This window comes from Enterobacter sp. SLBN-59, assembly GCF_024807915.1.
Taxonomy (GTDB): domain Bacteria; phylum Pseudomonadota; class Gammaproteobacteria; order Enterobacterales; family Enterobacteriaceae; genus Enterobacter; species Enterobacter asburiae_B.
Genome location: NZ_JANUFI010000001.1, coordinates 119,038 through 143,307, shown reverse-complemented (window position 1 = coordinate 143,307; position 24,270 = coordinate 119,038). Strand labels below are relative to the sequence as shown.

Here is a 24,270-nt window from a genome sequence, read left to right as displayed (position 1 = left end):
AAGATACTGAAGATATTCGCCAGGAAGTTTGTATTGTACTGTTTGTTCATCCTCTTCAATGACGCGTTATTTCACAGAGACAGGAAAACGGCAACGATGATTAAGCTTGTTGGCATTATGGATTCACCTTATGTACGGCGCGTGGCGATTTCCCTTGAACTTTATGGCGTTGAGTTTGAAAGTCAGCCGCTGTCGGTATTCAGCACCTTCGACGCGTTCTCCCGAATCAACCCCGCGGTAAAAGCGCCCACGCTGATTCTGGATAACGGAATACGTTTGATGGACTCGTCGCTGATACTGAATTATTTCGAGGCTCAGGCCACACCCGAGCGGAGACTTCTGCCCGTCGCGCCGGATGCGCTGGCAAACGATATTCAGACGCTGGGTTTTATCCTCGCCGCCGCGGAGAAAGCCGTGCAAAATGTGTATGAGCACAACCAGCGCCCGGTGGAAAAGCAGCACGCTTTATGGGTCGATCGCATTACCACCCAGCTGCTGGCGGCCTGCAGGGAATGGAATGCCTTGCTGGAGACGCGTCCGGCCTCCGCCGTTCCCGATCAGGTTGCCGTCACGAGCACGGTTGTCTGGACGTTTATTCAGTCGATGATCCCGCACGTCGTTAACGCAGCGGATTTTAGAGAGATTCAGGCGGTTACCGAATCATTCGAATCACAGGCGGTCTTTAAAAAATATCCGTTCAGCTAAGCGATGAGCCCGGTCAGCGCAGCGCTACCGGACAAACCAGCACCTAAATCTGATAATCAATCGCCACTTCTTCCGGCTCCATCACCTGGCGTTTAATCTCATCCACCGACAGCCCGGCGTTACAGAGTTCGATAAAGCGCCACACGTAGTTGCGCTGCAGCTGCCCGCGCTTCAGGCCAAGCCATACGGTGTTTGCGTCGAACAGATGACGCGTATCAAGACGCACCAGGTTCCCGTCCTCGCGTTCTCCGCTGGACTGTTCCGCCACCAGACCAATGCCCAGACCCAGCTCGACGTAGGTTTTGATCACGTCAGAATCCTGCGCGCTCAGCACCACGTCCGGCGTTAGCCCTTTGCGGTTGAAGGCCTCGTCTATGCGCGAGCGTCCGGTGATCCCCTGGCGGTAGGTGATCAGCGGCCATTTCGCAACGTCTTCCAGCGTCAGAGGGGAAACCTGATTCAGCGGATGATCGACCGGGAGTAACAGGCTGTGGTACCAGCGGAACCAGGGAAAGGCCACCAGCAGCGGGTCGTTGCTCAGGCGTTCGCTGGCAATGCCGATATCCGCCCCACCGTTTTGCAGCAGCACTTCAATTTCCTGCGGCGTGCCCTGGATGAGCTCCAGACGGACGTCGGGGAAAAGTTCGCGGAACGCTTTAATCACCGGCGGCAGGCTGTAGCGCGCCTGGGTGTGGGTGGTGGCGATGGTGAGTACGCCCGAGGCGTCATTGGTAAAGAGATCCGCCAGACGACGCACGTTGCTTGCCTCGTTGAGGATCCGCTCAGCGATGGTGAGCAAAGCCTTACCCGGCTCCGTCATGCCGAGCAGCCGCTTGCCGCGACGGATAAAGATCTCTATGCCCAGCTCCTCTTCCAGCTCGCGGATGTGGCGGCTGACGCCGGACTGAGAGGTATAAAGCATATTGGCGACCTCGGTCAGGTTGTAGTCCCGCCTGGCCGCCTCACGGATAATTTTAAGTTGCTGGAAATTCACGATTCACTCCGGCGCATCTGACATAGCTCTATTGTTAGAGTCAGCCGCGCTGCAGAACAAATAATAAAAACCAGCATCTTATGCTTTTATGGAATATCAGCTCACGAGCTGGAGTTCACGGTTCTCAAGCGACGGCTTGCTGACCAGCGACATCAAAATCTCTTTTACCGCCTGCGCCTGCGGCGACAGCGAACCGCGTGCAGACATGTTCAGCGACAGCGGCAGGCTCATCGAAGGCGTGGTGATCCGCGCCATCCAGCCGTTCGCCGCGCTGCACAGCGAGCGTGCTGCGGATTCCGGCAGAACCGTCACCCCCATTCCGCTGGCAATGGCCGCGGTGAGCGTGGAGATTGAGTCAATTTCGCCGATGATTTTGGCCGTCAGGCGGCGCAGGGAGAACGCTTCGTCCACGCGCACGCGCACGGCGCTGTAGTCGCGCGGCAGATAAAGGTTCATCTCTGCCACGGCGGTAAGGTCTACGCTCTGGCCCGGACAGTCGCGGGTGCCCACGAGATAGAGATCTTCTTTCAGCAGCGGCTGGCTGGTGATGCCGGCGACCGGGGAGCGATCGTAAAGGACCGCCATATCCAGCTGGCCGTTGAGCAGTTTGTCATTCAGCACGGAACCGCTGTTTTCGTGCAGGTACACCAGCACTTCAGGCAGCTCGGCGCGAACGGCCTGCAGCAGCGGCATGGTAATAGAGGACGCGGCCGTTCCCGGCGCCAGGCCGATAGACACGTGCCCGCTCAGGGTCTGGCCCACGTTATTTACCGCCAGCTGCGCCTGTTCACACTGGCGAAGGATGGTGCGCGCATGGGTATACAGGATCTTGCCTGCTTCCGTTGGCGTGACGCCGCGTTTGGTGCGGATCAACAGCTGCTGATCCATCTCGCCTTCCAGAGTAGCCACCTGCTGGCTCAGCGCGGGCTGCGCGATATGCAGCACTTCTGCCGCTTGAGTCAGGCTGCCGATATCGACGATTTTTACGAAGTATTTCAGTCGTCTTAAGTTCATTTTGCCCCCTGTTCGAAATGCTGTGCCGGAACCGGCTGTCGTTGTTGAACAGGTTTTGCAATATGAATGCCACTTTTACCAGGCGGTCTAAATTGTTCGCTAAGCGCCTGAAAATAAGGAAACCTAATCATGGAGGGGGGTTTTATTACCGAAACAGCAGTTTATGATCTGCCCCATTAGGGGTATACCCGCACCATGACGGTGCATTCCGCTGCCAAAAACATCACTTTGCCGATTTTGTCAGCAAACGATCAAAAGGCGTTGATCCACCCTTTGACAAGGCGAACGCAGGTCGATAATATGCGCCCCGTTCACACGATTCCTCTGTAGTTCAGTCGGTAGAACGGCGGACTGTTAATCCGTATGTCACTGGTTCGAGTCCAGTCAGAGGAGCCAAATTTGAAAAGCCTGCTTTTAAAGCAGGCTTTTTGCTTTTCTGCGCAAGGTAAATGCAAAACGGCAACCGGGTTGCCGTTTTTAGTGTTTGCACCCTCTCCCGCGGGAGAGGGCTGGGGTGAGGGCACCAGCCCGCGCTATCCCTTCACATGCCAATCTTAACCGGCATTCCCGACCGCCGTTCCAGTTCAGCGCCCGCGCCCTCGTTTATCAACTGCGTTCGCTGCGCGGCTGAAATAGGCAGCGGCACTTTCCGGGTTGACTCAAATTCCGCACGGTTACGTGATAATGGCTCGTGAACTTCCACCCAGCGGCTGCCGTCCGGCTCCGTGGTCATCTTTACGGGCCGATCGATAAGCTGCACGCGGGTGCCTACGGGAACATTATCGAAAAGATACTTGATGTCGTTATTACGCAGACGGATACAGCCCTGGCTCACCCGCAGCCCGATGCCGAAATTCGAGTTTGTGCCGTGAATGGCATACAGCCTGCCGATATAAATCGCATACAGCCCCATCGGGTTATCCGGCCCGGCGGGCACGAATGCCGGCAGCGTTTTCCCTTCTGCCGCATAGGCACGGCGCGTATTCGGCGTTGGAGACCAGGTTGGCCCCTCCTGCTTACGCTCAACGGCCGTCACCCAGTTACGCGGGGTTTCACGCCCGGCCTGACCGATGCCGATGGGCAGCACTTCAACGGTGTTACCGCCTGGCGGGTAATAGTAAAGGCGCATTTCTGCCGCATTGACGATAATGCCCTCGCGGACGGTGTCAGGCAAAATCAGCTGCTGGGGTATCACCAGCCGGGTGCCGGGTTTGGGCAAAAAAGGATCCACGCCCGGGTTTGCTTCCAGCAGGTTGCTCAGCCCCTGCCCGTGCTGCGCGGCAAAGGCTTCCAGAGGCAGCGTGTTGCCTTCGGGAACGGTGATGATAATCGGGGTACCCACCAGACGACTGCCTTCCGGCGGAAGCGTATAGGTTACGGCAAACGCACCGGGTACAGCGGCACACAGCGTAAGGACGAACCAGGTAAGTCGAATCATAGTTTTCTGCGCTCAAAAAAGAGAAAGCCCGGACTCAGGCAGGCTTTCTCAGTTTACGCTATCACGCCTCGGTTTTGCGCCACCTGCGCGTCAGCACTTTCTCCGCCTCGACAATAAGGAACATCACAAAACCAATCAGGAAGGTGATGACCCAGTAGCGGAACGGCAGCGCTTCGGTGCCAAACAGCATCTGCATGAACGGTGCGTAAATGATAAGAAGCTGTAGCGCCAGCAGTACGCCGCTCACGATCCAAATCCCTTTGTTCGCCAGCAGGCCTTTGCTCAGCGAGAAGCCGTCATTAACGCGGCAGTTGAGCATGTAGAACCACTGCGCAGTGACCAGGGTTTGCAGCAGCACGGTGCGGATAAATTCTGCCGAATAGCCGCGCGGCTGTAGCCAGGCTTCCAGCACGAAGGCGCTGATGGCAATCATCAGACCGACAAACACCACGCGCCAGATGGCATAGCCGTCCATCACATGGAGATTCGCCTTGCGCGGTGGCCGGTTCATGATGTCCTTCTCACCCGCTTCAAACGCCAGGCCAAACGACAGCGTTGCCGACGTCGCCATGTTCATCCACAGGATCAGGACCGGCGTCAGCGGGATCAGGTTCCCCGCCAGCAGCGCGATGATAATCAGCAGGGCCTGCGCGATGTTGCTGGGGATAACGAACAGAATGGTCTTTTTCAGGTTATCGTAAACCCGGCGTCCCTCGTGCACCGCGCTGGCAATGGTGGCAAAGTTGTCATCCGTTAACACCATGTCGGCGGCTTCCTTGGTCACTTCAGTCCCCTTAATCCCCATGGCGATACCCACATCCGCCCGCTTGAGCGCGGGGGCATCATTTACGCCATCCCCGGTCATGCCCACGACTTCCTGTTTACTTTGCAGAGCCTGCACAAGGCGGAATTTATCCTCCGGGCTGGTTCGGGCGAAAATATCGTACTGCTGTGCGGCGTCGCTCAGCTGACGATCGTCCATCGCCTCCAGCTCACGTCCGGTGATAGCGCTTGCGGCGTTACCAATCCCCAACATTTGCCCAATGCTCATGGCCGTTTGCGGGTGGTCACCGGTGATCATTTTCACGCGGATCCCGGCCTGCAGACAGTCGGCAATGGCGGTAATGGCCTCCGGACGCGGCGGATCCATCATTCCTGCGATACCCAGCAGGATCACGCCGTCATGCAGGTCCGGGTGATCCAGCTCGCGTTGCCCCTCGCGGGCAGGTTTCCAGGCCGCGGCCACCATGCGCAGACCTTCCCGGGCATACTCTTCAATCTTCCCTTCCCAGTAAGGCTGATCGAACGGCTGCAGTCCGTCATTCGTCTGCTGGTACTGGCAGAGGCGGAACAGGACGTCCGGCGCGCCGGTGATTAAAATCACCTCTTCATCGCCCAGCCGGTACAGCGTGGACATGTATTTATACTGCGAATCAAACGGGATTTTACTGCGCATTTCGGTGTCGACCGGTGGGAGCGGGATTTTCGCCGCCAGCACCTTCAGCGCGCCCTCGGTTGGCCCCCCGGTGATTTTCCACAGCCCCTGCTCGTCTTTGATCAGCTGGCTGTCATTACAGAGGTCAATGGTGCGCAGGTAGCGTTCCAGCAGGGAACCCTGCGTCACGCTGACGGGCGTCGGGTCATCTACGGGGTGAATATTCCCCACCGGTTCGTAGCTGTCGCCCTCTACGCGATAGGTCGTGTCAGCGGTAATCACCGCTTTGACCGTCATTTCATTCATCGTCAGGGTGCCGGTTTTATCCGAGCAGATGACCGTCATCGCCCCCAGCGTTTCCACCGTAGGCAGCTTGCGAATGATAGCCTTGCGACGCGCCATGGCCTGTACGCCAAGCGAAAGGATGATGGAAATGATGGCCGGCAGGCCTTCCGGCACGGCGGCAACGGCGAGGCTAATAAGCGACAGCACCAGTTCTGAAACTGGCATATCCCGGAACAGGAGGCTAAAGACAAACAGCGCCACCATCATCACCAGGATAGTGATGAAGATGGTCTTACCGAGCTTATCCATCTGCACCATCAGCGGCGTGCGGTGTTTTTCAATGTCGGACATCATCTGATTGATGTGGCCCAGCTCGGTCTCGCCCCCGGTTGCCACCACCACGCCTTTACCGCCGCCGGAGCTAACGGTAGTGCCTGAGTAGAGCAGATTATACCGGTCACCTAAGGGCAGTTCCCCGCTTAACGCATCGCTGTTTTTCTCAACAACGGTGGATTCGCCGGTCAGGATGGCCTCCTCCACGCGAAGGTTATGCGCTTCAATCACGCGCAGGTCCGCAGGGATACGATCCCCGGCGCGGATCACCACGATATCTCCCGGGACCAGCGCCGTGGTGGGGATCGTTTCATGATTCCCCTGTCGTACCACCACGGCTTCGCTGGAGAGCATATTGCGAATGCTCTGCAGCGATTTTTCAGCATTGCTCTCCTGGATATGGCCAATCAGCGCGTTAATGATGGCAACCCCAAGGATCACAAACATGTCTACCCAGTGGCCCATGAAGAGCTTAAGCAACGCGGCCACCAGCAGAACGTAAATCAATACGTCGTTAAAATGCGCCAGGAAGCGCAGCCAGGCAGGTTTGCCCTTTTTTTGCGGTAACGCATTCTCACCGTGCTGCTGAAGTCGGGCTGATGCCTCTGTGCCGCTAAGGCCTTCCAGTGTGGAGTGAATATTCGACAGGGTTTCATCAACGGTTTGTTGATAATACGGACGTTCAGGTTTTCCTGTTTTCATCGTTCCTTCCTCAGGTTCTATTCAGAAATCACCTTGCTTCTCTGTAATTAACGAATAACGAAAACAGGAACATGTGCGTAACGAACAATACTTGCCGCCTCCGATCCTAACAAATGGGTTTGAATATTTGGATTTCGCGAGCCGACAATAATCGCGCCGACGGTAAGTTCATCCGCCAGCTTAATAACCTCATCACGAACATTCCCGCTACGGACGTGGAGATGAACACGCTCTTCTGGCAAATTTACTTTTTTGACCAGGTCAGACAGCTTTTCTTTCGAATTATTAATCATATATTCATCCATTTTGCGCGCATCTGAAATAAAACCACGCGTCAGTTCGGCTGAAAATTTGGGCATGACGTGCAGCAAATGAATGTCACCCGATGCGCTTTGCGCCAGAAACTGTGCATGCTGCAACGCTTTATCCGCCAGGCTTGTCTCGTAGACATCCACCGGAACGAGAATGTTTTTATACATATCGAGCATCCTTTTTATAACCAACACGAGAGTGAATGAAGCAAAAAAACGCATTAAATGCAGGGGGTTGCCCTTAATGCCAGTTACGGAAAAAAAAGATGATTAACATTAAACGTAGCACAGGAATATCAGGTTTAGCGCTTCCCCACTGATAATGGTTATTTAACATTTATCTTTTCGCCGACTATGCTCATAGTCAGCTACCGCTTCCGGCTCATGGAGGAATGTATGTATGGTTTAAGCCTGATCCGTCTGGGTATGTTTATTGCGCTTGCCATTATCGCCAGCACGGCGATTGGTTTATTTACCTATATGGTCGTCACTGTTCTGGCAGAATAGTGTCACCCCTGTCCAGGTTATGGAATAAATAAAACAGTTATTTATTAGGGGAATACAGTGAACCGCTACCTCTCTCTTTTACCGTTCGTTTTGTTAACGCTCACGGCGTGCGACCCGAAACCGAAGCAAGACTCTCCCCTTCCCAGGATGGTAAAAGTGGCGGAGGTGACGGTTCCCGGTCACGCCCAGCAGCGCGTTTTCCCCGCCCGCATTGAATCGGGCGATGCCACAGACCTTTCCTTCAAGCGCGCAGGTCAAATTGAAGCGCTGGATGTGCGTCAGGGCGCAGCCATCAAGCAGGGGCAACAGCTTGCCAGACTGAACGCCCGTGAAGCCCAGCAGCGGGTTAACGACAGACAAACGGCGGCGACGCTGGCCCAGAGGCAGTTCGATCGCTTCCAGACGCTGGCGGGCCGGCAGGCGATTTCGAAAGCGGAAATGGACGTGCAGCGTGCGAACCGAGATTCGGCGAATGCGGCGCTGCAGATTGCCCGGGAAGAGCTGAATCAGATGACGCTCGTCGCCCCCTTCAGCGGGACGGCGGCCAGCGTACATGTCCGAAACCATCAGGTGGTGTCCCCCGGACAGCCCATTGCCACGTTAACCCGCACCGACCTGCTTGACGTGGTGTTCAGTATCCCCGAAAACCTGTTTAAGACCTTTGATATCCGCAACGCGCAGTATCGCCCCGTGGTGCGAATTAACGCCATTCCGGATCGTGAATTTACCGCCGTCTACAAAGAGCACTCGGGCAGCAGCGACAGCAATACCCTGACCTGGCAGGTGATACTCACCATGCCGCGGCCAGATGATTTTCCCGCCGTCGGTGGCGTAAGCGGTACGGTGACCATCAATTTAACCAACCTCCCGGCGGGCGCGGGCGCTCAGGCGCTGGTCGTACCGGTTGAGGCAGTCTTTAACCCGGACAACAGCCCGCGCAATGAGCCGCACGTCTGGGTCGTAACGGGCGAAGGCGACGCGCTCCATCTTGAAGACCGCAAGGTCAGCGTGGGACAAGTGAGTACTGAAGGCGTGGTGATCACCAGCGGGCTTAAGGCGGGCGAACGCGTGGTGGCCGCAGGCGTTGGGGAGCTGCATGCTAATCAGCCGGTGCGTATCTGGACGCGTGAACGGGGACTGTAATGGATATCTCTCGTCAATTTATCAATAACCCCGTTCGCGTCTGGCTAACGATCCTGCTGCTGGGCATCGGGGGGATTTTCGCCCTGTTGAATATCGGCAGGCTGGAAGATCCCGCCTTTACCATCAAAACCGCAGTGGTGGTCACCCACTACCCCGGCGCATCCGCTCAGCAGGTGGAAGAAGAGGTGACGCTTCCGCTGGAGAATGCCCTTCAGCAGCTGCCTTATCTGGATAACGTCAGCTCTATCTCGTCAAACGGTCTGTCGCAAATCACCGTTAACATCGCGTCACGCTATCACTCGAACGAGCTGCCGCAGATTTGGGATGAACTGCGCCGCCGCGTGGGTGATGCCTCGCGTCAGTTCCCGCCCGGCGTCGTCACGCCCTTTGTGAATGACGATTTCGGCGACGTGTTCGGCTTCTTCTTCGCCATTTCCGGGGATGAATTCAGTAACCCTGAACTGGTGAGATACGCGGAGCAGCTTCGCCGCGAGTTAATTCTGGTCCCCGGGGTTGCGAAGGTCGCCATCGGTGGGGCGATTAGCCAGCAGGTCAACATTGATATCTCCCTGAGCAAAATGGCCGCGCGCGGCATTACGCTGAACCAGCTTTCCGCCCTGCTCAGCAGACTTAACGTTGTTTCCAGCGCAGGAGAAATCACCTCCGGCACCGAATCCATTCGCCTGCACCCGACCGGCGAGTTCGGGAATCTTGATGAACTGGCGGATCTCATCATCACGCCTTCCGGCACCGGGGCGGCGACGCGTCTGCGGGATATCGCCACGCTGTCGCGCGGGCTGAACGAATCGCCAGCCAGTATCTACCATGCCAACGGCAAAAAAGCCGTCACGATGGGCGTCTCGTTTATTCCCGGGGTAAACGTGATCGACGTGGGCCACGCGCTGGAGGCGAAGCTAAACCAGATGTCGGCGGAAAAACCGGCCGGCATACGGATAGACCTGTTTTACGATCAGGCAGCCGAAGTGGGCCACTCTGTTAACGGTTTTATTATTAACTTCCTGATGGCGCTGGCGATTGTCATCGGCGTGCTGCTGATTTTTATGGGCGTACGCAGCGGGATCATCATTGCGGTTTCTCTCGCCCTTAACGTGCTGGGCACGCTGCTGATTATGTATCTGTGTGGCATTGAGCTACAGCGCATCTCGCTTGGGGCGCTGATTATCGCCCTCAGCATGCTGGTGGATAACGCCATCGTGATTGTCGAAGGGGTATTGATTGCCCGACAGCAGGGCTCCCCGCTGTTAACCGCCGTAAACTACATCATCCGCCGCTCCGCCCTGCCGCTGCTGGGGGCGACGGTGATTGCCATCCTGGCGTTTGCCCCTATCGGGCTGTCGCAGGATTCCACCGGGGAATACTGTAAATCCCTGTTCCAGGTGCTGCTGATTTCCCTGATGCTGAGCTGGTTTTCGGCGCTCACCCTCACCCCGGTGCTGATTAAGTGGTGGTTGTTTAAAAACGACAGCGCGCCCGATAAAACCGACGAATCAGACCCTTACGATAAACGACTCTACCGCGCCTACCAGCGCCTGCTTAACACGCTGTTGCATCATAAGGCACCGACGCTCATTGTGATGGCTGCGCTGCTGGCAGCGTCTGTCTGGGGCTTCGGCGCCGTACGGCAAAACTTTTTCCCGTCGTCTAATACGCCCATTTTCTTTGTCGACCTGTGGTTACCCTACGGTACCGATATCAAGTGGACTGAGAAAATGACCGGCGATATCGAAAAAACCATTAACGGCCAGCCTGGCGTGGAGACCACCGTCTCAACCATTGGTCAGGGAAGTATGCGCTTTATTCTGACCTACAGCGGACAGCGCCAGTACAGCAACTATGCGCAGATCATGGTGCGCATGGACGACCAGCGCAACATCTCCGCCCTGACGCGCCACGTGGACGAGTACATCGCGCGAAACTATCCGCAGGTCAACGCCAGCACCAAACGCGTGATGTTTGGCCCCTCCGGCGATAGCGCCATTGAGGTGCGCATTAAAGGCCCCGACCCTGACCGGCTGCGCCTGATTGCCAGCCAGGTGGACGATATCCTCACGCGCGACCCGGCCACGGGCAGCGTCAGGAACGACTGGCAAAACCGCAGCAAGGTGATCCGCCCACAGTACGTTGCCGCCCTGGGCCGCGAGCTTGGCGTAGATAAGCAGGACGTTGACAACGCGCTGGAGATGAACTTTTCCGGCAGCCGGGCGGGGCTGTATCGGGAAGGCAGCGACCTGCTCCCGGTCGTGGTGCGCCCGCCTGAGAGCGAACGGCTGGACGCCAGTCACCTGAACAACGTGCTGGTCTGGAGCCAGACGCGGCAGCAGTATATCCCGCTGAGTAACGTCGTCAGCCGCTTCTCGCTGGAGTGGGAAGATCCGCTCATCCTTCGACGCGACCGCTCGCGGGTGCTGACGGTGCAGACGGACCCGGACCCGCTGAGCCAGCAAACCTCCGGGGACATTCTCGCCCGGGTGAAGCCGCAAGTAGATGCCCTTCCCCTGCCACACGGCTACAGCATCGAGTGGGGGGGCGACGCGGAAAACTCCAGCGAAGCGCAGCAGGGGCTATTCACTACGCTACCTCTCGGGTATCTGGTGATGTTTGTCATTACGGTGCTGATGTTCAGCTCGGTAAAAAATGCGGTCGCTATCTGGCTGACCGTACCGCTGGCGCTGATTGGCGTGACGCCGGGATTTTTACTTACCGGCATTCCCTTTGGCTTTATGGCGCTGATTGGTCTGCTGAGCCTGAGCGGAATGCTCATCCGCAACGGCATCGTGCTGGTGGAAGAGATCGAACAGCAGAAAACGCAACAGGATCAGCACAGCGCGATCGTGTACGCCGCGACCTCACGTCTGCGCCCCATCCTGCTCACCGCGTTCACGACCGTACTTGGCCTGGCTCCGCTGCTGCTGGACGTTTTCTTCCAGAGCATGGCCGTTGTGATTATGTTTGGACTGGGGTTTGCTACAATCCTGACGCTGCTGGTACTCCCCGTGATCTATGCGTGTTTCCATCGTAAGGACGAAGCCAAACAACAATGAATGCGACAGGGCTGAACATTATCAAGACGCTGGGCTGTATGACGGCGGTGACCTTCTTTACCATCTACAACACCTGGGATCATTATGATTATGACTATCACTGGATCCTGGGATTTTTAACCTTTATTTCGACGATCGCCACACCGCTGTTTTTTGTCGTTGCGGGCTATCTCGACGGACAATCACGGCACGGCACCCGCTGGCAGCTGGGTAAAATTAAAAGTCTGGTGATTGTTTTTCTGTTCTGGATAACGATCTACTACCTGTGGGAGCCCTATCAGCGCGGGTATTTAATCCAGCCCTGGTTCGTGTTCGCCTTTGTGGTGATTTACACCTTCCACCCGGTGGTGGAGTGGCTTAGCCAGCGGCGAGCGCTGTTCTGCGGCGCGATTGCCGCCCTGCTGCTCTTTTCCTACGGATACGATCTGCTGTCGGCGCTCTATCCTGGAACGCACGTCCTTTCTCTTTCACCGCAGTATCGGCTGTGGACGTGGCTGCTGTTTTATCTGACGGGGCAACTCTTTTGCGACCCGAAAATTGCCGAGTGGATTAGCCGTAAAAATGTCGTCAGGGCGGCGGTCGTCGCCATCCCGTTTATCTACCTCTTCACCTGGTTTTACGAGCGCCATTTCTTCTTCGCGCTGTTCAAGGCGGACAGAAACGCCTTTATTCTCACCGGCTCGCAGATTTACATTTTAATCATCGCGCTGGTGATTGCGGCGAACGGCGTGCGATTTCGCCGCAATGCTGAATTTAAGGAGTCCATTCTGGCCGCCATCAGCAAAACGATGACCGGCGTGTATATTGTGCACTACTCGGTGTTTCATCTGCTGACGGCGCTGATACCGGTGACCTCTCTCGGTATGAAGCTGGCGCTGATTGTGCTCACCTTCGTCACCTCAGTTCTGTTCTCCATGCTGGTATTGTCTAACGCCGTGGCAAAAAAGGTGATCACCCTTTAAAAGCCCAAGCGCAGCCAGGCAAAGAGCACGTTGCCGTTGTTATAGGTTCCTGGAATATAGGTGAACTGGACGGTAACGCGCTTATACCCGGCCGAAAACAGCGGGAAGATGAACGGTAGCGGGACATAGTTTGCAAAATCATCTCGCGCCGTGATGCCCGCCGCGGCACCGAGCCCAAGACGGAAATCTTTGGCATCATCCAGATACCAGCCCTTCTCCCAGCCATAGCCCATCGCGGGCTGCCATTCGTTATGCGAGTCCTTGAACATCATCGCGAACAGCGCGCTCCAGTTGCCCTCTTCGTTATAGCGGGAAACGCCCAGCCCGCCGCCCCACGGCATTTCATTGTAATTGTCGGTTTTTTCTTTGTCGTACATAAAGCGAGCGTGCCAGCTCAGAAACGGCAGGTACAGGTCGTAACGTTGGGGCTCTTCCCAGGTTTGCGAAATATCATCCGTCAGCGCATTCCACCAGCCGCTGATACGCTGTTCACCATAGACGTTGGGCTCCGCATGAAGCGGTGCGACGAATAAAAACAGGACCATCCAGAATGCCGAAAAGGTGCGTTGCATCGTTATTCCCTCAGCTTAACTTACGCAGCGGTCACTATTACTGTAAACCATTCAGCCTTTAACGGAGCCAGAAGACACAATTATCTCGCTGCAGGCGGGGATGAAATTTATTTATTCAGCACCATCCGGAAAGATAAAAACGTTTTCTCAGGCGTTCTGTCGCGTTAGTCTCATAGGTTCCGTTTATATGACGGGCGCAACGTGAGTGACCTTTTCTTATACCAATAATTAAAAAATCAGTACGGACAGGACAACTATGGACTCCACCCTCATCTCCGATCGTCCCAACGAGGAGACACCTTCGCTCAATCGTGCCCGCCGCGCAGCCTTAGGCAGCTTCGCGGGTGCCGTCGTCGACTGGTATGATTTTCTGCTTTACGGCATCACTGCCGCCCTGGTGTTTAACCGCGAGTTTTTTCCCCAGGTCAGCCCTGCGATGGGCACGCTTGCCGCGTTTGCCACTTTCGGCGTCGGCTTTCTGTTTCGCCCGCTGGGCGGTGTGATCTTCGGCCACTTCGGCGACCGCCTGGGCCGCAAGCGCATGCTGATGCTCACCGTCTGGATGATGGGGATCGCCACCGCGCTGATTGGTATTCTCCCTTCGTTTTCCATCATTGGCTGGTGGGCACCGGTACTGCTGGTCACCCTGCGCGCCATCCAGGGCTTCGCCGTAGGCGGCGAATGGGGCGGTGCGGCGCTGCTGTCCGTAGAGAGCGCGCCGAAAAATAAGAAATCGTTTTACAGCAGCGGCGTACAGGTCGGGTACGGCGTGGGCCTTCTGCTTTCCACCGGGCTGGTATCGCTAATCAGCCAGCTCACCACCGACGAGCAGTTCCTGAGCTGGGGCTGGCGCATTCCGTTCATCTTCAGCATCGTGCTGGTCATCGCCGCGCTGTGGATCCGCAACGGGATGGAGGAGTCGGCTGAGTTTGAAAAACAACAGCTGGAAAAACCGCTCGCCAAAAAGCGTCTGCCTGTGATGGAAGCGCTGGTTCAGCACCCTGGCGCTTTTCTGAAAATTATCGCCCTGCGCCTGTGCGAGCTGCTGACGATGTATATCGTCACCGCGTTTGCCCTGAACTACTCGACGCAGAACCTCGGTCTGCCGCGCGAGCTGTTCCTGAATATTGGCCTGCTGGTCGGCGGGATCAGCTGTCTGACTATCCCCTGCTTCGCCTGGCTGGCGGACAGGTTTGGCCGCCGTCGCGTCTACATCACCGGGGCGCTGATTGGTACCCTCAGCGCCTGGCCGTTCTTTATGGCGCTCGAGGCGCAGTCGATCTTCTGGATTGTCTTCTTCGCCATCATGCTCGCCAACATCGCTCACGATATGGTGGTCTGCGTGCAGCAGCCGATGTTCACCGAACTGTTTGGCGCAAGCTACCGCTACAGCGGCGCGGGCGTGGGCTACCAGGTGGCAAGCGTGGTCGGTGGCGGATTTACGCCGTTTATTGCCGCCGCGCTGGTGACCTTCTCCGGCGGCAACTGGCACAGCGTGGCGATTTATCTGCTGGCCGGCTGCCTGCTGTCGGCGGCGACGGCGCTGCTGATGAAAGAGACAAGCCACGGCTGATCTCCCTTTTGTTTCACGGGCGTGTGACATACTATCGGGTAGAGTCGCACACCTGTGGAACAAGGAGACAGAGATGAATAATAAGGGCTCCAGCCTGACCCCGGCTCAGGCGCTGGAAAAACTCGACGCGCTGTATGAACAGTCCGTCAACGCGCTGCGCGGCGCCATCAGCGAATATATCGAAACAGGGAAACTTCCCGACCAAAAGGCCAGAACCGAGGGCCTTTTTGTTTATCCATCGCTCTCTGTGACCTGGGACGGCAGCGCCAGCAGTAATCCCAAAACCCGCGCCTACGCGCGCTTTACCCACTCCGGCTGCTACAGCACCACCGTCACCCGCCCTGCGCTGTTCCGCCCGTATCTGGAAGAACAGCTTACGCTGCTGTACCAGGATTACGGCGCGCACATTGCCGTTGAGCCCTCGCAGCATGAGATCCCGTATCCGTACGTGATTGACGGTTCGGCGTTAACCCTTGACCGCTCCATGAGCGCGGGGCTGACCCGCCACTTCCCGACGACGGAACTTTCCCAGATTGGCGATGAGACGGCCGACGGGATTTATCACCCGGCAGAATTTTCTCCCCTGTCGCACTTTGATGCCCGACGGGTCGATTTCTCTCTGGCGCGCCTGCGCCACTACACCGGTACGCCAGTCGAACATTTCCAGCCGTTCGTGCTCTTTACCAACTATACCCGCTACGTCGACGAGTTTGTCCGCTGGGGCTGCAGCCAGATCCTCGACCCGGAGAGCCCGTATATCGCGCTGTCCTGCGCGGGCGGGATCTGGATCACCGCTGAAACCGAAGCGCCCGAGCAGGCGATCTCCGACCTGGCGTGGAAAAAGCACCAGATGCCCGCCTGGCACCTGATCACCGCCGACGGCCAGGGCATCACGCTGATTAACATCGGCGTTGGCCCGTCAAATGCCAAGACCATCTGCGACCATCTGGCGGTACTGCGCCCGGACGTGTGGCTGATGATTGGCCACTGCGGCGGCCTGCGCGAAAGCCAGCTGATTGGCGACTACGTGCTGGCCCACGCCTATCTGCGCGATGACCACGTGCTTGATGCGGTCCTGCCGCCGGATATCCCAATCCCGAGCATCGCCGAAGTACAGCGCGCGCTTTATGACGCCACCAAAGAGGTCAGCGGTATGCCGGGGGAAGAGGTTAAACAGCGCCTGCGCACCGGCACGGTCGTCACAACGGATGACCGCAACTGGGAGCTGCGCTACTCCGCCTCCGCGCTGCGGTTCAACCTGAGTCGCGCGGTGGCGATCGATATGGAGAGCGCCACCATTGCCGCGCAGGGGTATCGCTTCCGCGTTCCTTACGGCACGCTGCTGTGCGTCTCCGATAAGCCGCTGCACGGTGAAATTAAGCTGCCGGGCCAGGCCAACCGTTTCTACGAAGGGGCAATCTCCGAGCATCTGCAGATTGGTATTCGCGCCATTGATTTGCTGCGGGCTGAAGGTGACAGGCTCCATTCCCGCAAGCTGCGCACCTTCAACGAGCCGCCGTTCCGCTAATCACGATAAGGAAAAACAATGTCCAGCACATCACCGCTCTCTGCCCTGCGCCACTGGCTTGAGGCCAGCCATCTCGACGGGATGATCGTCCCGCGCGCGGATGCCTGGCAGAGCGAATACTGCGCGCCTTACGACGAAAAGCTGGCCTGGCTGACGGGCTTTGACGGTTCGGCCGGCGTGGCGCTGGTGCTGAAAAACAAAGCGCTGCTGTTCGTCGACGGGCGCTATCAGGTTCAGGCGCGCGTTCAGGTCAATACGGATGAGGTTGAGATCCACCACCTGCACAACGAGCCGCTGGCAGAATGGCTGGCAGAAAACGTTGAGGCAGGAACGCGCATCGGTTTTGACGCGCTGCTGATGACCAACGCGGAGTTTGAGCAACTGTCTGCCACGCCGTGCGAGCTGGTGCCGCTGAAGGCCTCGCCGTTTGACACGCTATGGACCGATCGCCCTGCCGCACCGGCGGGGCTTATCCGTGAGATGCCGGTTGAACACAGCGGCGAACGCAGCGCGGACAAACGTCAGCGCGTCGCCGCCGTGCTGGCCACAAACAATGCCGATTATCTCGCCGTCACCCTGCCGGATAACATCGCCTGGCTGTTAAACGTCCGCGGTGCGGATATCCCTTACAGCCCTGTACCGCTCTCCTTTGCCCTTCTCGGTCGTGACGGTCACGTTGAGTGGTTTGTTAACGACAATAAGCCCAGCGCCCTGCCTGACGATGTGCGCAATGCGTTCACCATTGCGCCGCAGGATACCTTTATTGAACGCTGCCAGCAGATTGCCGTAGGCAAACGGGTGATGATTGATGCCGATTCCGCGCCGGTTGCCCTGCGCTTCGCCATTGAGCCACGGGGAGAAATTGTCTGGCGGACCGATCCCATCACCCTGATGAAAGCGACTAAAAACCCGGTCGAGCTGGCAGGCTATCGCGAGTGCCATCACCGGGACGGGGCCGCGTGGGTCAACTTCCTCGCCTGGCTGAGCCGCGAAGTGCCGCTGCGCGAGGCGGCAGGACAACCGCTCACCGAGCTGGACGCGCAGGCGCAGCAGCTTGCGTTCCGTCAGCAGCAGCCCGGGTTCATCGAGCAGAGTTTTGCAACCATCTCCGCCTCTTCGAGCAATGCGGCGATGTGCCACTACCATTCGAGCGAGGCCAGCAATAAGCCCATCGGTCATGACCATTTTTACCTGAACGATTCCGGCGGCCAGTATGCTAACGGCACCACCGATGCCACGCGCACGCTGGCGTGGGGTAACGTCGATCCGCAGCAGCGCCTGCACTACACTGCCGTGCTGAGAGGCTTCCTGTCGCTCATTACCCTGCAGTTCCCTTCTGGGACTCAGGGGCATCAGTTGGATGCGTTTGCGCGTCGCCCGCTGTGGGAGATGGGGCTGGATTACGATCACGGCACGGGACACGGCGTGGGGCACCAGCTGCTGATCCACGAGAACCCGCATCGCATCGCCAAAAAGGTTAACCCGTGGCCGCTGGTGGCGGGCAATATCATGACTATCGAGCCAGGCTACTATCTGGGCGATAGCCACGGTATTCGTATTGAAAACCAGGTGGAGATTGTGGAGAGCCGTCCGGGTTTCTGCAAATTTGCCTCGCTGACGCTGATCCCGATCGACTTAAGTCAGGTTGAGCTGCATCTGCTGAGCGAGCAGGAAAAGCAGTGGCTGGATGCGTATCACCGGCAGGTACGCGAGGCGCTCTCACCTCTGGTGAATAGCGAAGCGCGTGAGTGGCTGGTTGAGGCGACGGCGCCGATTGGTTTGGATCGATAGTGCATTGTGCGGGCTGGTGCCCTCACCCCAACCCTCTCCCACGGGAGAGGGTGCACACACTAAAAACGGCAACAAGGTTGCCGTTTTGCATTTACCTTGCGCAGAAAAGCAAAAAGCCTGCTTTAAAAGCAGGCTTTTCAAATTTGGCTCCTCTGACTGGACTCGAACCAGTGACATACGGATTAACAGTCCGCCGTTCTACCGACTGAACTACAGAGGAATCGTGTGAACGGGGCGCATATTATCGATGCTCCCCCGGGATGTCAAAGGCAGAATGCACATTTCCGATCGTTTGCCGAATTATTCTCCACTTCGCGCAATTGTCAGGCATTTTTTCGCGGATATTTCCACAGCCAGCGTCCGCTGACCATCCGCCAGTAGAACAGCGCACCCCGCACGGCCCAGTCGAGGAACATCCCCAGCCAGACGCCGACCACACCCCATCCAAGCATCACCCCGAGCGTATACCCCGCGACAACGCGACATCCCCACATGCCGAGCATCGATACCCACATCGCAAAGCGGGCATCGCGCGCCCCTTTCAGCCCGGCGGGTAATACCCATGAGGCCGCCCAGATGGGCATAAAGGCCGCGTTGAGCCAGATGAGGATCTTAACGACCTCTTTAACGTCATCTTCGTGGGTATAGAACGAGGCCATCAGCCCGGCAAACGGCGCGGTTCCCCAGGCGATCAGCGTCAACCCAATGGTCGACAGCCAGAACACGTGCCGCAGCTGCCTCTCCGCCTGGCCTATCTGCCCTTTCCCGAGCCGTTTACCCGTAATAATGGTCGATGCTGAACCCAGCGCGTTACCCGGCAGGTTAATCAGCGAGGCAATAGAGAAGGCGATAAAGTTACCGGCGATAACGTCGGTGCCCATCCCGGCGACAAACATCTGCGTGAGCAGCTTCCCGCCGTTGAACAAGACCGATTCAATGCTCGCGGGAATGCCGATGCCCATCACTTCCCAGATAATGGCGAAATTAAAGGGGCGGAAATAGCTTTTTAGCGTCAGACGCAGCGAGGGAGTAATCCCCGCCATCAGCACCCCGATGATGGCTGCCGCACCGATATAACGTGAAATGGTTAACCCCAGTCCGGCACCGACGAACCCCAGCCCCTCCCACGAGAACACGCCGTAGATCAGCACGCTGCTGATAATGATATTCAGGATATTCATCCCGCCGTTGATCAGCAGCGGAATTTTGGTGTTGCCCGCCCCGCGCAGCGCACCGCTGCCAATCAGCGCAATGGCCGCCGCCGGATAGCTTAAGACGGTCATTTCCAGATAGGTCAGCGCCAGGTCTTTAACCTCGTTCGTCGCCTCCCCGGCGACAAAATCGATAATCTCTTTACCGAAATAGTGGATCACCGCCGCCAGAACGATCGAAAAAATGGTCATGATCATCAGCGACTGGCGGGCCGCCTCGCGTGCACGTTTGGGATCAAGCTTGCCGAGGCTAAAGGCCACCACCACCGTCGTCCCGAGGTCTATGGCGGCAAAGAACGAGATCACCACCATGTTAAAACTGTCCGCCAGCCCAACCCCAGCCATCGCCTCTTTACCCAGCCAGCTCACCAGGAAGGTGCTCAAAACCCCCATCAGCAGAACGCAGGTATTTTCCAGGAAGATAGGCACGGCAAGGGGGGTGATTTCACGCCAGAACAGGACACGATAGCTTTTACGTTTTGCATACCATGGCGTGCGCATTATCGCCTGGCGTAAGGAGGCAGTGACGTTCAAAATGGACCTTAGCGAGAAAAGTTGAAACTCCATTTCAAATGATGGGGGACAAATGCTAATCCTGCAAAGTATTTTCCAGAAAAAGATGTGTGGATTTACAACAAACTGACGACAGAATCAGCAATCAGTCGATTTTCCCTAAGATCAGGTTTGACAAAAGTTTTTTCGCCGCTAAGATAAGCCTCCACAACGATTCCTCTGTAGTTCAGTCGGTAGAACGGCGGACTGTTAATCCGTATGTCACTGGTTCGAGTCCAGTCAGAGGAGCCAAATTTAAAAAGCCTGCTTTTAAAGCAGGCTTTTTGCTTTGCGGATGAGGGAAAATGAACGCTCTGTTTGTCTACGGCACGCTGCGCCCGGGCCACTCTAATGCGCATATTCTTGAAGACATCGGCGGCGAATGGCTGGCCGGTTCCGTATCCGGCACGTTTTACGAACGCGGCTGGGGCGCCGCGGCGGACTTCCCGGGAATTGTGCTCCACCCTGACGGCCCCCGCGTCGAAGGCTATCTGTTTATCTCGGATAACCTTGCCGCACACTGGCAAATGCTGGACGAATTTGAAGACGGCTACGATCGGGTTGAGGTCACGGTGACCACCCTTGAAGGCAAGCAGGTTCAGGCCTGGATTTATCAGCTACAGCCGCGTTCTGAGTCATAAAAAAAGGCTCTCTGTCACCAGGGAGCCTTTTTCACTATTCGCTGCGATTACTCGCTTTTTGCTTCGCCGTTTTTGATTTCGCCCATCACTTTCAGCTTTTTAGAGATGTCGCGACGCTCTTTGGACAGCTCAGCGTTTTTGATGATGTAGTCATCAACGCGGTCTTCATAGTCGCTCTTCATGCTGGCGATGATGCCCTGAATAGCTTCAACGCTCATACCTGGCTTGATGTAGTCGCTCAGGTTGTCGAGCAGCAGAACACGTTTCTGGTTGTCACGGATCTTCTTCTCAACGTCCTGGATTTCACGCTGCAGCTTGTTTTTGCGGCGGAACAGGCGGACGAATTCCAGAACATCCTGGAACGAAGGCTTGGTAGTTTCCATTTTTACACCCCTGATAATGTGAGATTCGGATTCGTTAAGGCAACCGTTGTAACAATAACCTTACTGACAGCGGCTGCGAATGACAATGAGTATATCGTTTAAAGCTATCATAACCCCAATTGCTGCTGAATCGAAGCAGCAGCCGTCACATACGCCTTTTATTTGCGCAGCGCCCGGCAAATAAGGTGCGATAACAGCTCAAGCTGCCGCGCCAGTTCCATGCTCAGCCAGACGTAGCCATGAATAGGCGTTTCCGCAACGTTATCGCTCTGGCGTTCATTGATTAACTGCTTCAGCTCCGCGACGATCTCATTCAGCCGCTCGCTGTTGGCCAGTATCGGCTGCGGGTTCCCTTCATAGAGCGCATGGGCGATGGTCAACAGCGTTTGCTGCGTCATCTGCTGGGTCTCTTTGAGAGTCTGCGCGTTAAGCATCAACAGATGGCTGGGACGCGAGGCCCAGTGGGCGTTGATTTGCAGTTCAAGCATGCAGACCAGATTGCGGCTTACCGTCTGGATGGCTTCGAAAATCGATTTCTGAATACGGGTTTCTTTGCTGGCGGGCGTGATCAGGCCGCGCATTTTGACCACGTCGCTGAGGATCGTTTGCAGATGCTTTTCCAGCCGGGGACGCTCGACCAGATTCGGAGAAAAACCGGCCTGATAGACGCGGTTAAAGGCGGTGACGTAGTTCGCCATCTGAATACGCCAGTGCAGAAAAGCGCGCTGCGGCCAGATACCGGTGAAGAGCATGGCCAGCAGTGACCCCAGGATGACATCCCCGCTTCGCCACAGCGCGGTGGTCATATCCCCGGCGGGCGCACCGACAACCACCGCGAGAGTAATCCCAATCAGCAAGGCCTGATACGGTCTTTTGCCCAACGCCAGCCAGCCGCACAGGAACATGGCGGCCCCGCACCATGCCAGCATCACGGGAAATGAGATGAGCTCCAGCTTCAGGGCAATAAGCCCAAGGGCCGAGCCTAAAACCGTCCCGCCAATTCGCTCAAAGGCGCGCGGAACAACGTTCCCCCAAAACGAGATGGGCCCCATCACCACCACCAGGGTGATCAGCGGCCACGTCCCTTCCGGAACATCAAGCAAACGGACCAGTACAAACGTCAATACGAACGCCAGCGCGATGCGACACCCGTGCACCACGCGGTAATGTTTGTACAACCGAATTTCAAAAGGGGTTAATGATTTGTCGGGACGCACACCCGCTCTCCAGCTACACGGCAAATCACAATTGTACTGTGTTTTCAGCCGGTCGGATCGCCCCCGGCTGAAAAACCCTTCATTTAGCAGGCTTAAGCCGTTTTATGCTCTACCGCGATATACATTTCGATATCCCAGTAGCCGTCTGCATTGCCGTCATTGAGATAGCGTTCGAAGCAGGGTTTAAGCGCCATCTGGTACTTATTGTCCTGCAGCAGAGAGTTGAAGAACTGATACCACGGCGTGGCGAAGTCGTAGTTTTCCACGCGCGCCGTCGCCACGGCATAATCCCCGGCCGCGATTTCCGTCATCATGACGCCTTCGCTGTTTTCCGGGATAACGAAATCGTCCGGCACCGTAACGGCCGTATCGCAGCGCAGTTTTTCTGCCGGGACCTCATCGGGGTTATCGTAGTAGACCGCAACCCACTCCAGCGGCTCAATGTGGCGCCCGTCCACCCACATCACCAGCTGTTCAAAGCCCTGTTTAACCGTTTGTTCCCACGGTCCGACCAAATGAAAACCGGCAATCTTACGTTTCTGTTGCTGCTTGATGCTGTAGTCCATGCTGCCTCCATTTATTACTGTATATTTATACACTATAAAGCTGGATTACTATTATCGGCAAACGAGGAGTGTTTATTATGTGAGCAGACTCGCAACCCTGCCAGTCTGCCCATCAGCGGTTAAAGCGTGTGGTGGAGATAATCGCTCACGCGAGAGAACAGTCCGCCCTTATCAACGGCTTCCAGCGTCACCAGCGGCCAGTGCGCCACCACCTTGTCACGGTCATAGAGCTGGATCTCCCCGACCCGCTGATGCGCAGCAATCGGCGCTTCCAGCTCTTTTTTATCCAGCACGTATTTGGCTTTGATGTTCGGCACTTCCGCTTTCGGCAAGGCCAGCCAGAAGTCCTGGTCGGTGCCCAGTTTCACCTGCTCCTTATCGCCGTACCAGATACGCTCTGTCCCCACTTTTTTACCGCTATGCAGGATTTGCACCGTATCGAAGTTCTGCTGCCCCCAGTGCAACAGTTTTCGGGCCTGGTCCTCACGGCCTTTCGGGCTGTCCGCCCCCATCACCACCGCGATTAAACGGCGCTGGCCGTCAACGGCGGACGCAATCAGGTTAAAGCCCGCCCCCGAGGTGTGCCCCGTTTTAAGCCCGTCCACGTTCATGGTTTTATCCCACAGCAGGCCGTTACGGTTTTGCTGGGTGATCCCGTTCCAGGTCAGGCTCTTTTCGCTGTACATATGATAAAACTCAGGCTCGCCGTGAATGATGGCCCGGGAGAGTACGGCCAGGTCATAGGCCGAGCTGTGCTGGCCCGGCGCGTCCAGCCCGTGGACGGTTTCAAAGTGCGTATCGCGCAGGTTCAGCTTCTGCACGTAGTCGTTCATCATCTTCACAAACTGCGGCTGACCGCCCGCCACGTGATCGGCCAGCGCCACGCAGGCGTCGTTGCCGGAATCGACAATCAGACCGCGGCTTAAATCACGCACGGAGACGCGATCGCCCTCTTTCAGGAACATCAGCGATGAGCCGTCAAAAACCGGGTTGCCTTTTGCCCACGCGTCACGCCCGACGGTAACAATGTCGTCCGGCGTAATGCGATGGCTATCAATGGCCCGATCAACCACATACCCCGTCATCAGCTTGGTCAGGCTCGCCGGATTACGTTGTTGATGTTCGTTGCCCGCCGTTAAGATCTGACCAGTCGTGTAGTCCATCAGCACCCAGGAGCCAGCCTGAATGGCCGGAGGCTGCGGCGAAAAATCCAGTGGTTCGGCCGCAAAAGCAGATGAGACACTCGAAGCGAGTAAAGAAACAGCAATAAACAGACGGCGTTTCAACGGTATATCCTCAGGTCATTAAAAATCGATGACCTTTTTACGGGAGTTCTGATGTCGTT

19 protein-coding genes and 3 tRNA genes are annotated in these 24,270 nt (G+C 56.7%); 10 read left to right on the top strand and 12 right to left on the bottom strand.

Annotation, left to right across the window (positions count from 1 at the left end; translation table 11 throughout):
- Positions 1–96 precede the first annotated feature (96 nt).
- Entirely contained in the window at positions 97–705 is a 609-nt protein-coding gene (locus M2422_RS00625; RefSeq protein ID WP_081273707.1) for a glutathione S-transferase, read from the top strand.
- Between the two features lie 43 nt (positions 706–748).
- On the opposite strand, the gene cbl is transcribed toward M2422_RS00625, so the two are convergent.
- Positions 749–1,699 (bottom strand): HTH-type transcriptional regulator Cbl, encoded by a 951-nt coding sequence (gene cbl, locus M2422_RS00620; RefSeq protein WP_023336219.1) that lies wholly within the window; start codon positions 1,697–1,699, stop codon positions 749–751.
- Positions 1,700–1,795: 96 nt separating this feature from the next.
- Positions 1,796–2,713 carry a nitrogen assimilation transcriptional regulator NAC gene (gene nac, locus M2422_RS00615; protein WP_008499475.1) on the bottom strand — a complete coding sequence of 306 codons (918 nt, stop codon included), beginning with the start codon at positions 2,711–2,713 and terminating at the stop codon, positions 1,796–1,798.
- Positions 2,714–3,033: 320 nt separating this feature from the next.
- Here nac and M2422_RS00610 point away from each other — a divergent pair.
- Positions 3,034–3,109 (top strand) — tRNA-Asn (locus M2422_RS00610).
- A 145-nt stretch (positions 3,110–3,254) separates the two neighbouring features.
- Here the strand turns inward: M2422_RS00610 and ldtA are convergent.
- From ldtA to M2422_RS00595, 3 genes are all read right to left on the bottom strand, one after another.
- Positions 3,255–4,151 carry a L,D-transpeptidase gene (gene ldtA, locus M2422_RS00605; protein WP_047061146.1) on the bottom strand — a complete coding sequence of 299 codons (897 nt, stop codon included), beginning with the start codon at positions 4,149–4,151 and terminating at the stop codon, positions 3,255–3,257.
- Positions 4,152–4,212: 61 nt separating this feature from the next.
- Complete coding sequence (locus M2422_RS00600; protein ID WP_143346792.1) at positions 4,213–6,906, bottom strand: cation-transporting P-type ATPase; 2,694 nt, start codon at positions 6,904–6,906, stop codon at positions 4,213–4,215.
- Positions 6,907–6,953: 47 nt separating this feature from the next.
- The gene (locus M2422_RS00595; RefSeq protein ID WP_023312348.1) at positions 6,954–7,385 is read right to left on the bottom strand and encodes a universal stress protein; all 432 of its coding nucleotides are present in this window, start codon (positions 7,383–7,385) and stop codon (positions 6,954–6,956) included.
- 396 nt (positions 7,386–7,781) lie between these two features.
- Between M2422_RS00595 and M2422_RS00590 the strand changes: the two genes are divergently transcribed.
- The 3 genes from M2422_RS00590 to M2422_RS00580 are packed head-to-tail and all read left to right on the top strand — an operon-like array spanning position 7,782 to position 12,891.
- Positions 7,782–8,867: an efflux RND transporter periplasmic adaptor subunit gene (locus tag M2422_RS00590; RefSeq protein WP_064672772.1), complete on the top strand. Its 1,086-nt coding sequence runs from the start codon at positions 7,782–7,784 to the stop codon at positions 8,865–8,867.
- The gene (locus tag M2422_RS00585; protein ID WP_064672773.1) at positions 8,867–11,929 is read left to right on the top strand and encodes an efflux RND transporter permease subunit; all 3,063 of its coding nucleotides are present in this window, start codon (positions 8,867–8,869) and stop codon (positions 11,927–11,929) included. Before M2422_RS00590 ends, M2422_RS00585 begins: the two co-directional genes overlap by 1 nt.
- Positions 11,926–12,891: an acyltransferase gene (locus M2422_RS00580; RefSeq protein ID WP_064672774.1), complete on the top strand. Its 966-nt coding sequence runs from the start codon at positions 11,926–11,928 to the stop codon at positions 12,889–12,891. The genes M2422_RS00585 and M2422_RS00580 overlap by 4 nt, the downstream gene beginning before the upstream one ends.
- Here M2422_RS00580 and pagP read toward each other — a convergent pair.
- The gene (gene pagP / locus M2422_RS00575) at positions 12,888–13,463 is read right to left on the bottom strand and encodes a lipid IV(A) palmitoyltransferase PagP (protein WP_033145939.1); all 576 of its coding nucleotides are present in this window, start codon (positions 13,461–13,463) and stop codon (positions 12,888–12,890) included. The genes M2422_RS00580 and pagP overlap by 4 nt on opposite strands.
- Before the next feature lie 256 nt (positions 13,464–13,719).
- Here pagP and shiA point away from each other — a divergent pair, with 256 nt between their 5' ends.
- The 3 genes from shiA to M2422_RS00560 all read left to right on the top strand — a co-directional run bounded on the left by shiA (position 13,720) and on the right by M2422_RS00560 (position 18,355).
- On the top strand, positions 13,720–15,036 hold the full coding sequence (shiA, locus tag M2422_RS00570; RefSeq protein ID WP_064672775.1) for a shikimate transporter: 1,317 nt from the start codon (positions 13,720–13,722) through the stop codon (positions 15,034–15,036).
- Between the two features lie 73 nt (positions 15,037–15,109).
- Positions 15,110–16,564 carry an AMP nucleosidase gene (locus tag M2422_RS00565; protein ID WP_048976440.1) on the top strand — a complete coding sequence of 485 codons (1,455 nt, stop codon included), beginning with the start codon at positions 15,110–15,112 and terminating at the stop codon, positions 16,562–16,564.
- Between the two features lie 18 nt (positions 16,565–16,582).
- Positions 16,583–18,355 (top strand): aminopeptidase P family protein, encoded by a 1,773-nt coding sequence (locus M2422_RS00560; RefSeq protein ID WP_064672776.1) that lies wholly within the window; start codon positions 16,583–16,585, stop codon positions 18,353–18,355.
- A gap of 144 nt (positions 18,356–18,499) precedes the next feature.
- Here the strand turns inward: M2422_RS00560 and M2422_RS00555 are convergent.
- Together M2422_RS00555 and emmdR are read right to left on the bottom strand one after the other, a co-directional pair.
- Positions 18,500–18,575 (bottom strand) — tRNA-Asn (locus tag M2422_RS00555).
- 103 nt (positions 18,576–18,678) lie between these two features.
- A complete protein-coding gene (emmdR, locus tag M2422_RS00550) occupies positions 18,679–20,133 on the bottom strand; it encodes a multidrug efflux MATE transporter EmmdR (RefSeq protein WP_123282383.1) in 1,455 nt (484 codons plus the stop codon).
- A 161-nt stretch (positions 20,134–20,294) separates the two neighbouring features.
- Here emmdR and M2422_RS00545 point away from each other — a divergent pair.
- Together M2422_RS00545 and M2422_RS00540 are read left to right on the top strand one after the other, a co-directional pair.
- Positions 20,295–20,370 (top strand) — tRNA-Asn (locus M2422_RS00545).
- A gap of 53 nt (positions 20,371–20,423) precedes the next feature.
- Complete coding sequence (locus tag M2422_RS00540) at positions 20,424–20,759, top strand: gamma-glutamylcyclotransferase family protein (protein WP_033145944.1); 336 nt, start codon at positions 20,424–20,426, stop codon at positions 20,757–20,759.
- 47 nt (positions 20,760–20,806) lie between these two features.
- Here the strand turns inward: M2422_RS00540 and M2422_RS00535 are convergent, their stop codons facing one another.
- The 4 genes from M2422_RS00535 to dacD form a co-directional block, all read right to left on the bottom strand.
- Positions 20,807–21,142 (bottom strand): DUF496 family protein, encoded by a 336-nt coding sequence (locus tag M2422_RS00535; protein ID WP_008499467.1) that lies wholly within the window; start codon positions 21,140–21,142, stop codon positions 20,807–20,809.
- Between the two features lie 158 nt (positions 21,143–21,300).
- A complete protein-coding gene (locus M2422_RS00530) occupies positions 21,301–22,359 on the bottom strand; it encodes an FUSC family protein (RefSeq protein WP_064672778.1) in 1,059 nt (352 codons plus the stop codon).
- Positions 22,360–22,451: 92 nt separating this feature from the next.
- Complete coding sequence (gene sbmC / locus M2422_RS00525; protein ID WP_033145946.1) at positions 22,452–22,925, bottom strand: DNA gyrase inhibitor SbmC; 474 nt, start codon at positions 22,923–22,925, stop codon at positions 22,452–22,454.
- Between the two features lie 119 nt (positions 22,926–23,044).
- Positions 23,045–24,211 (bottom strand): serine-type D-Ala-D-Ala carboxypeptidase DacD, encoded by a 1,167-nt coding sequence (dacD, locus tag M2422_RS00520; RefSeq protein WP_064672779.1) that lies wholly within the window; start codon positions 24,209–24,211, stop codon positions 23,045–23,047.
- Between the last annotated feature and the right edge of the window lie 59 nt (positions 24,212–24,270).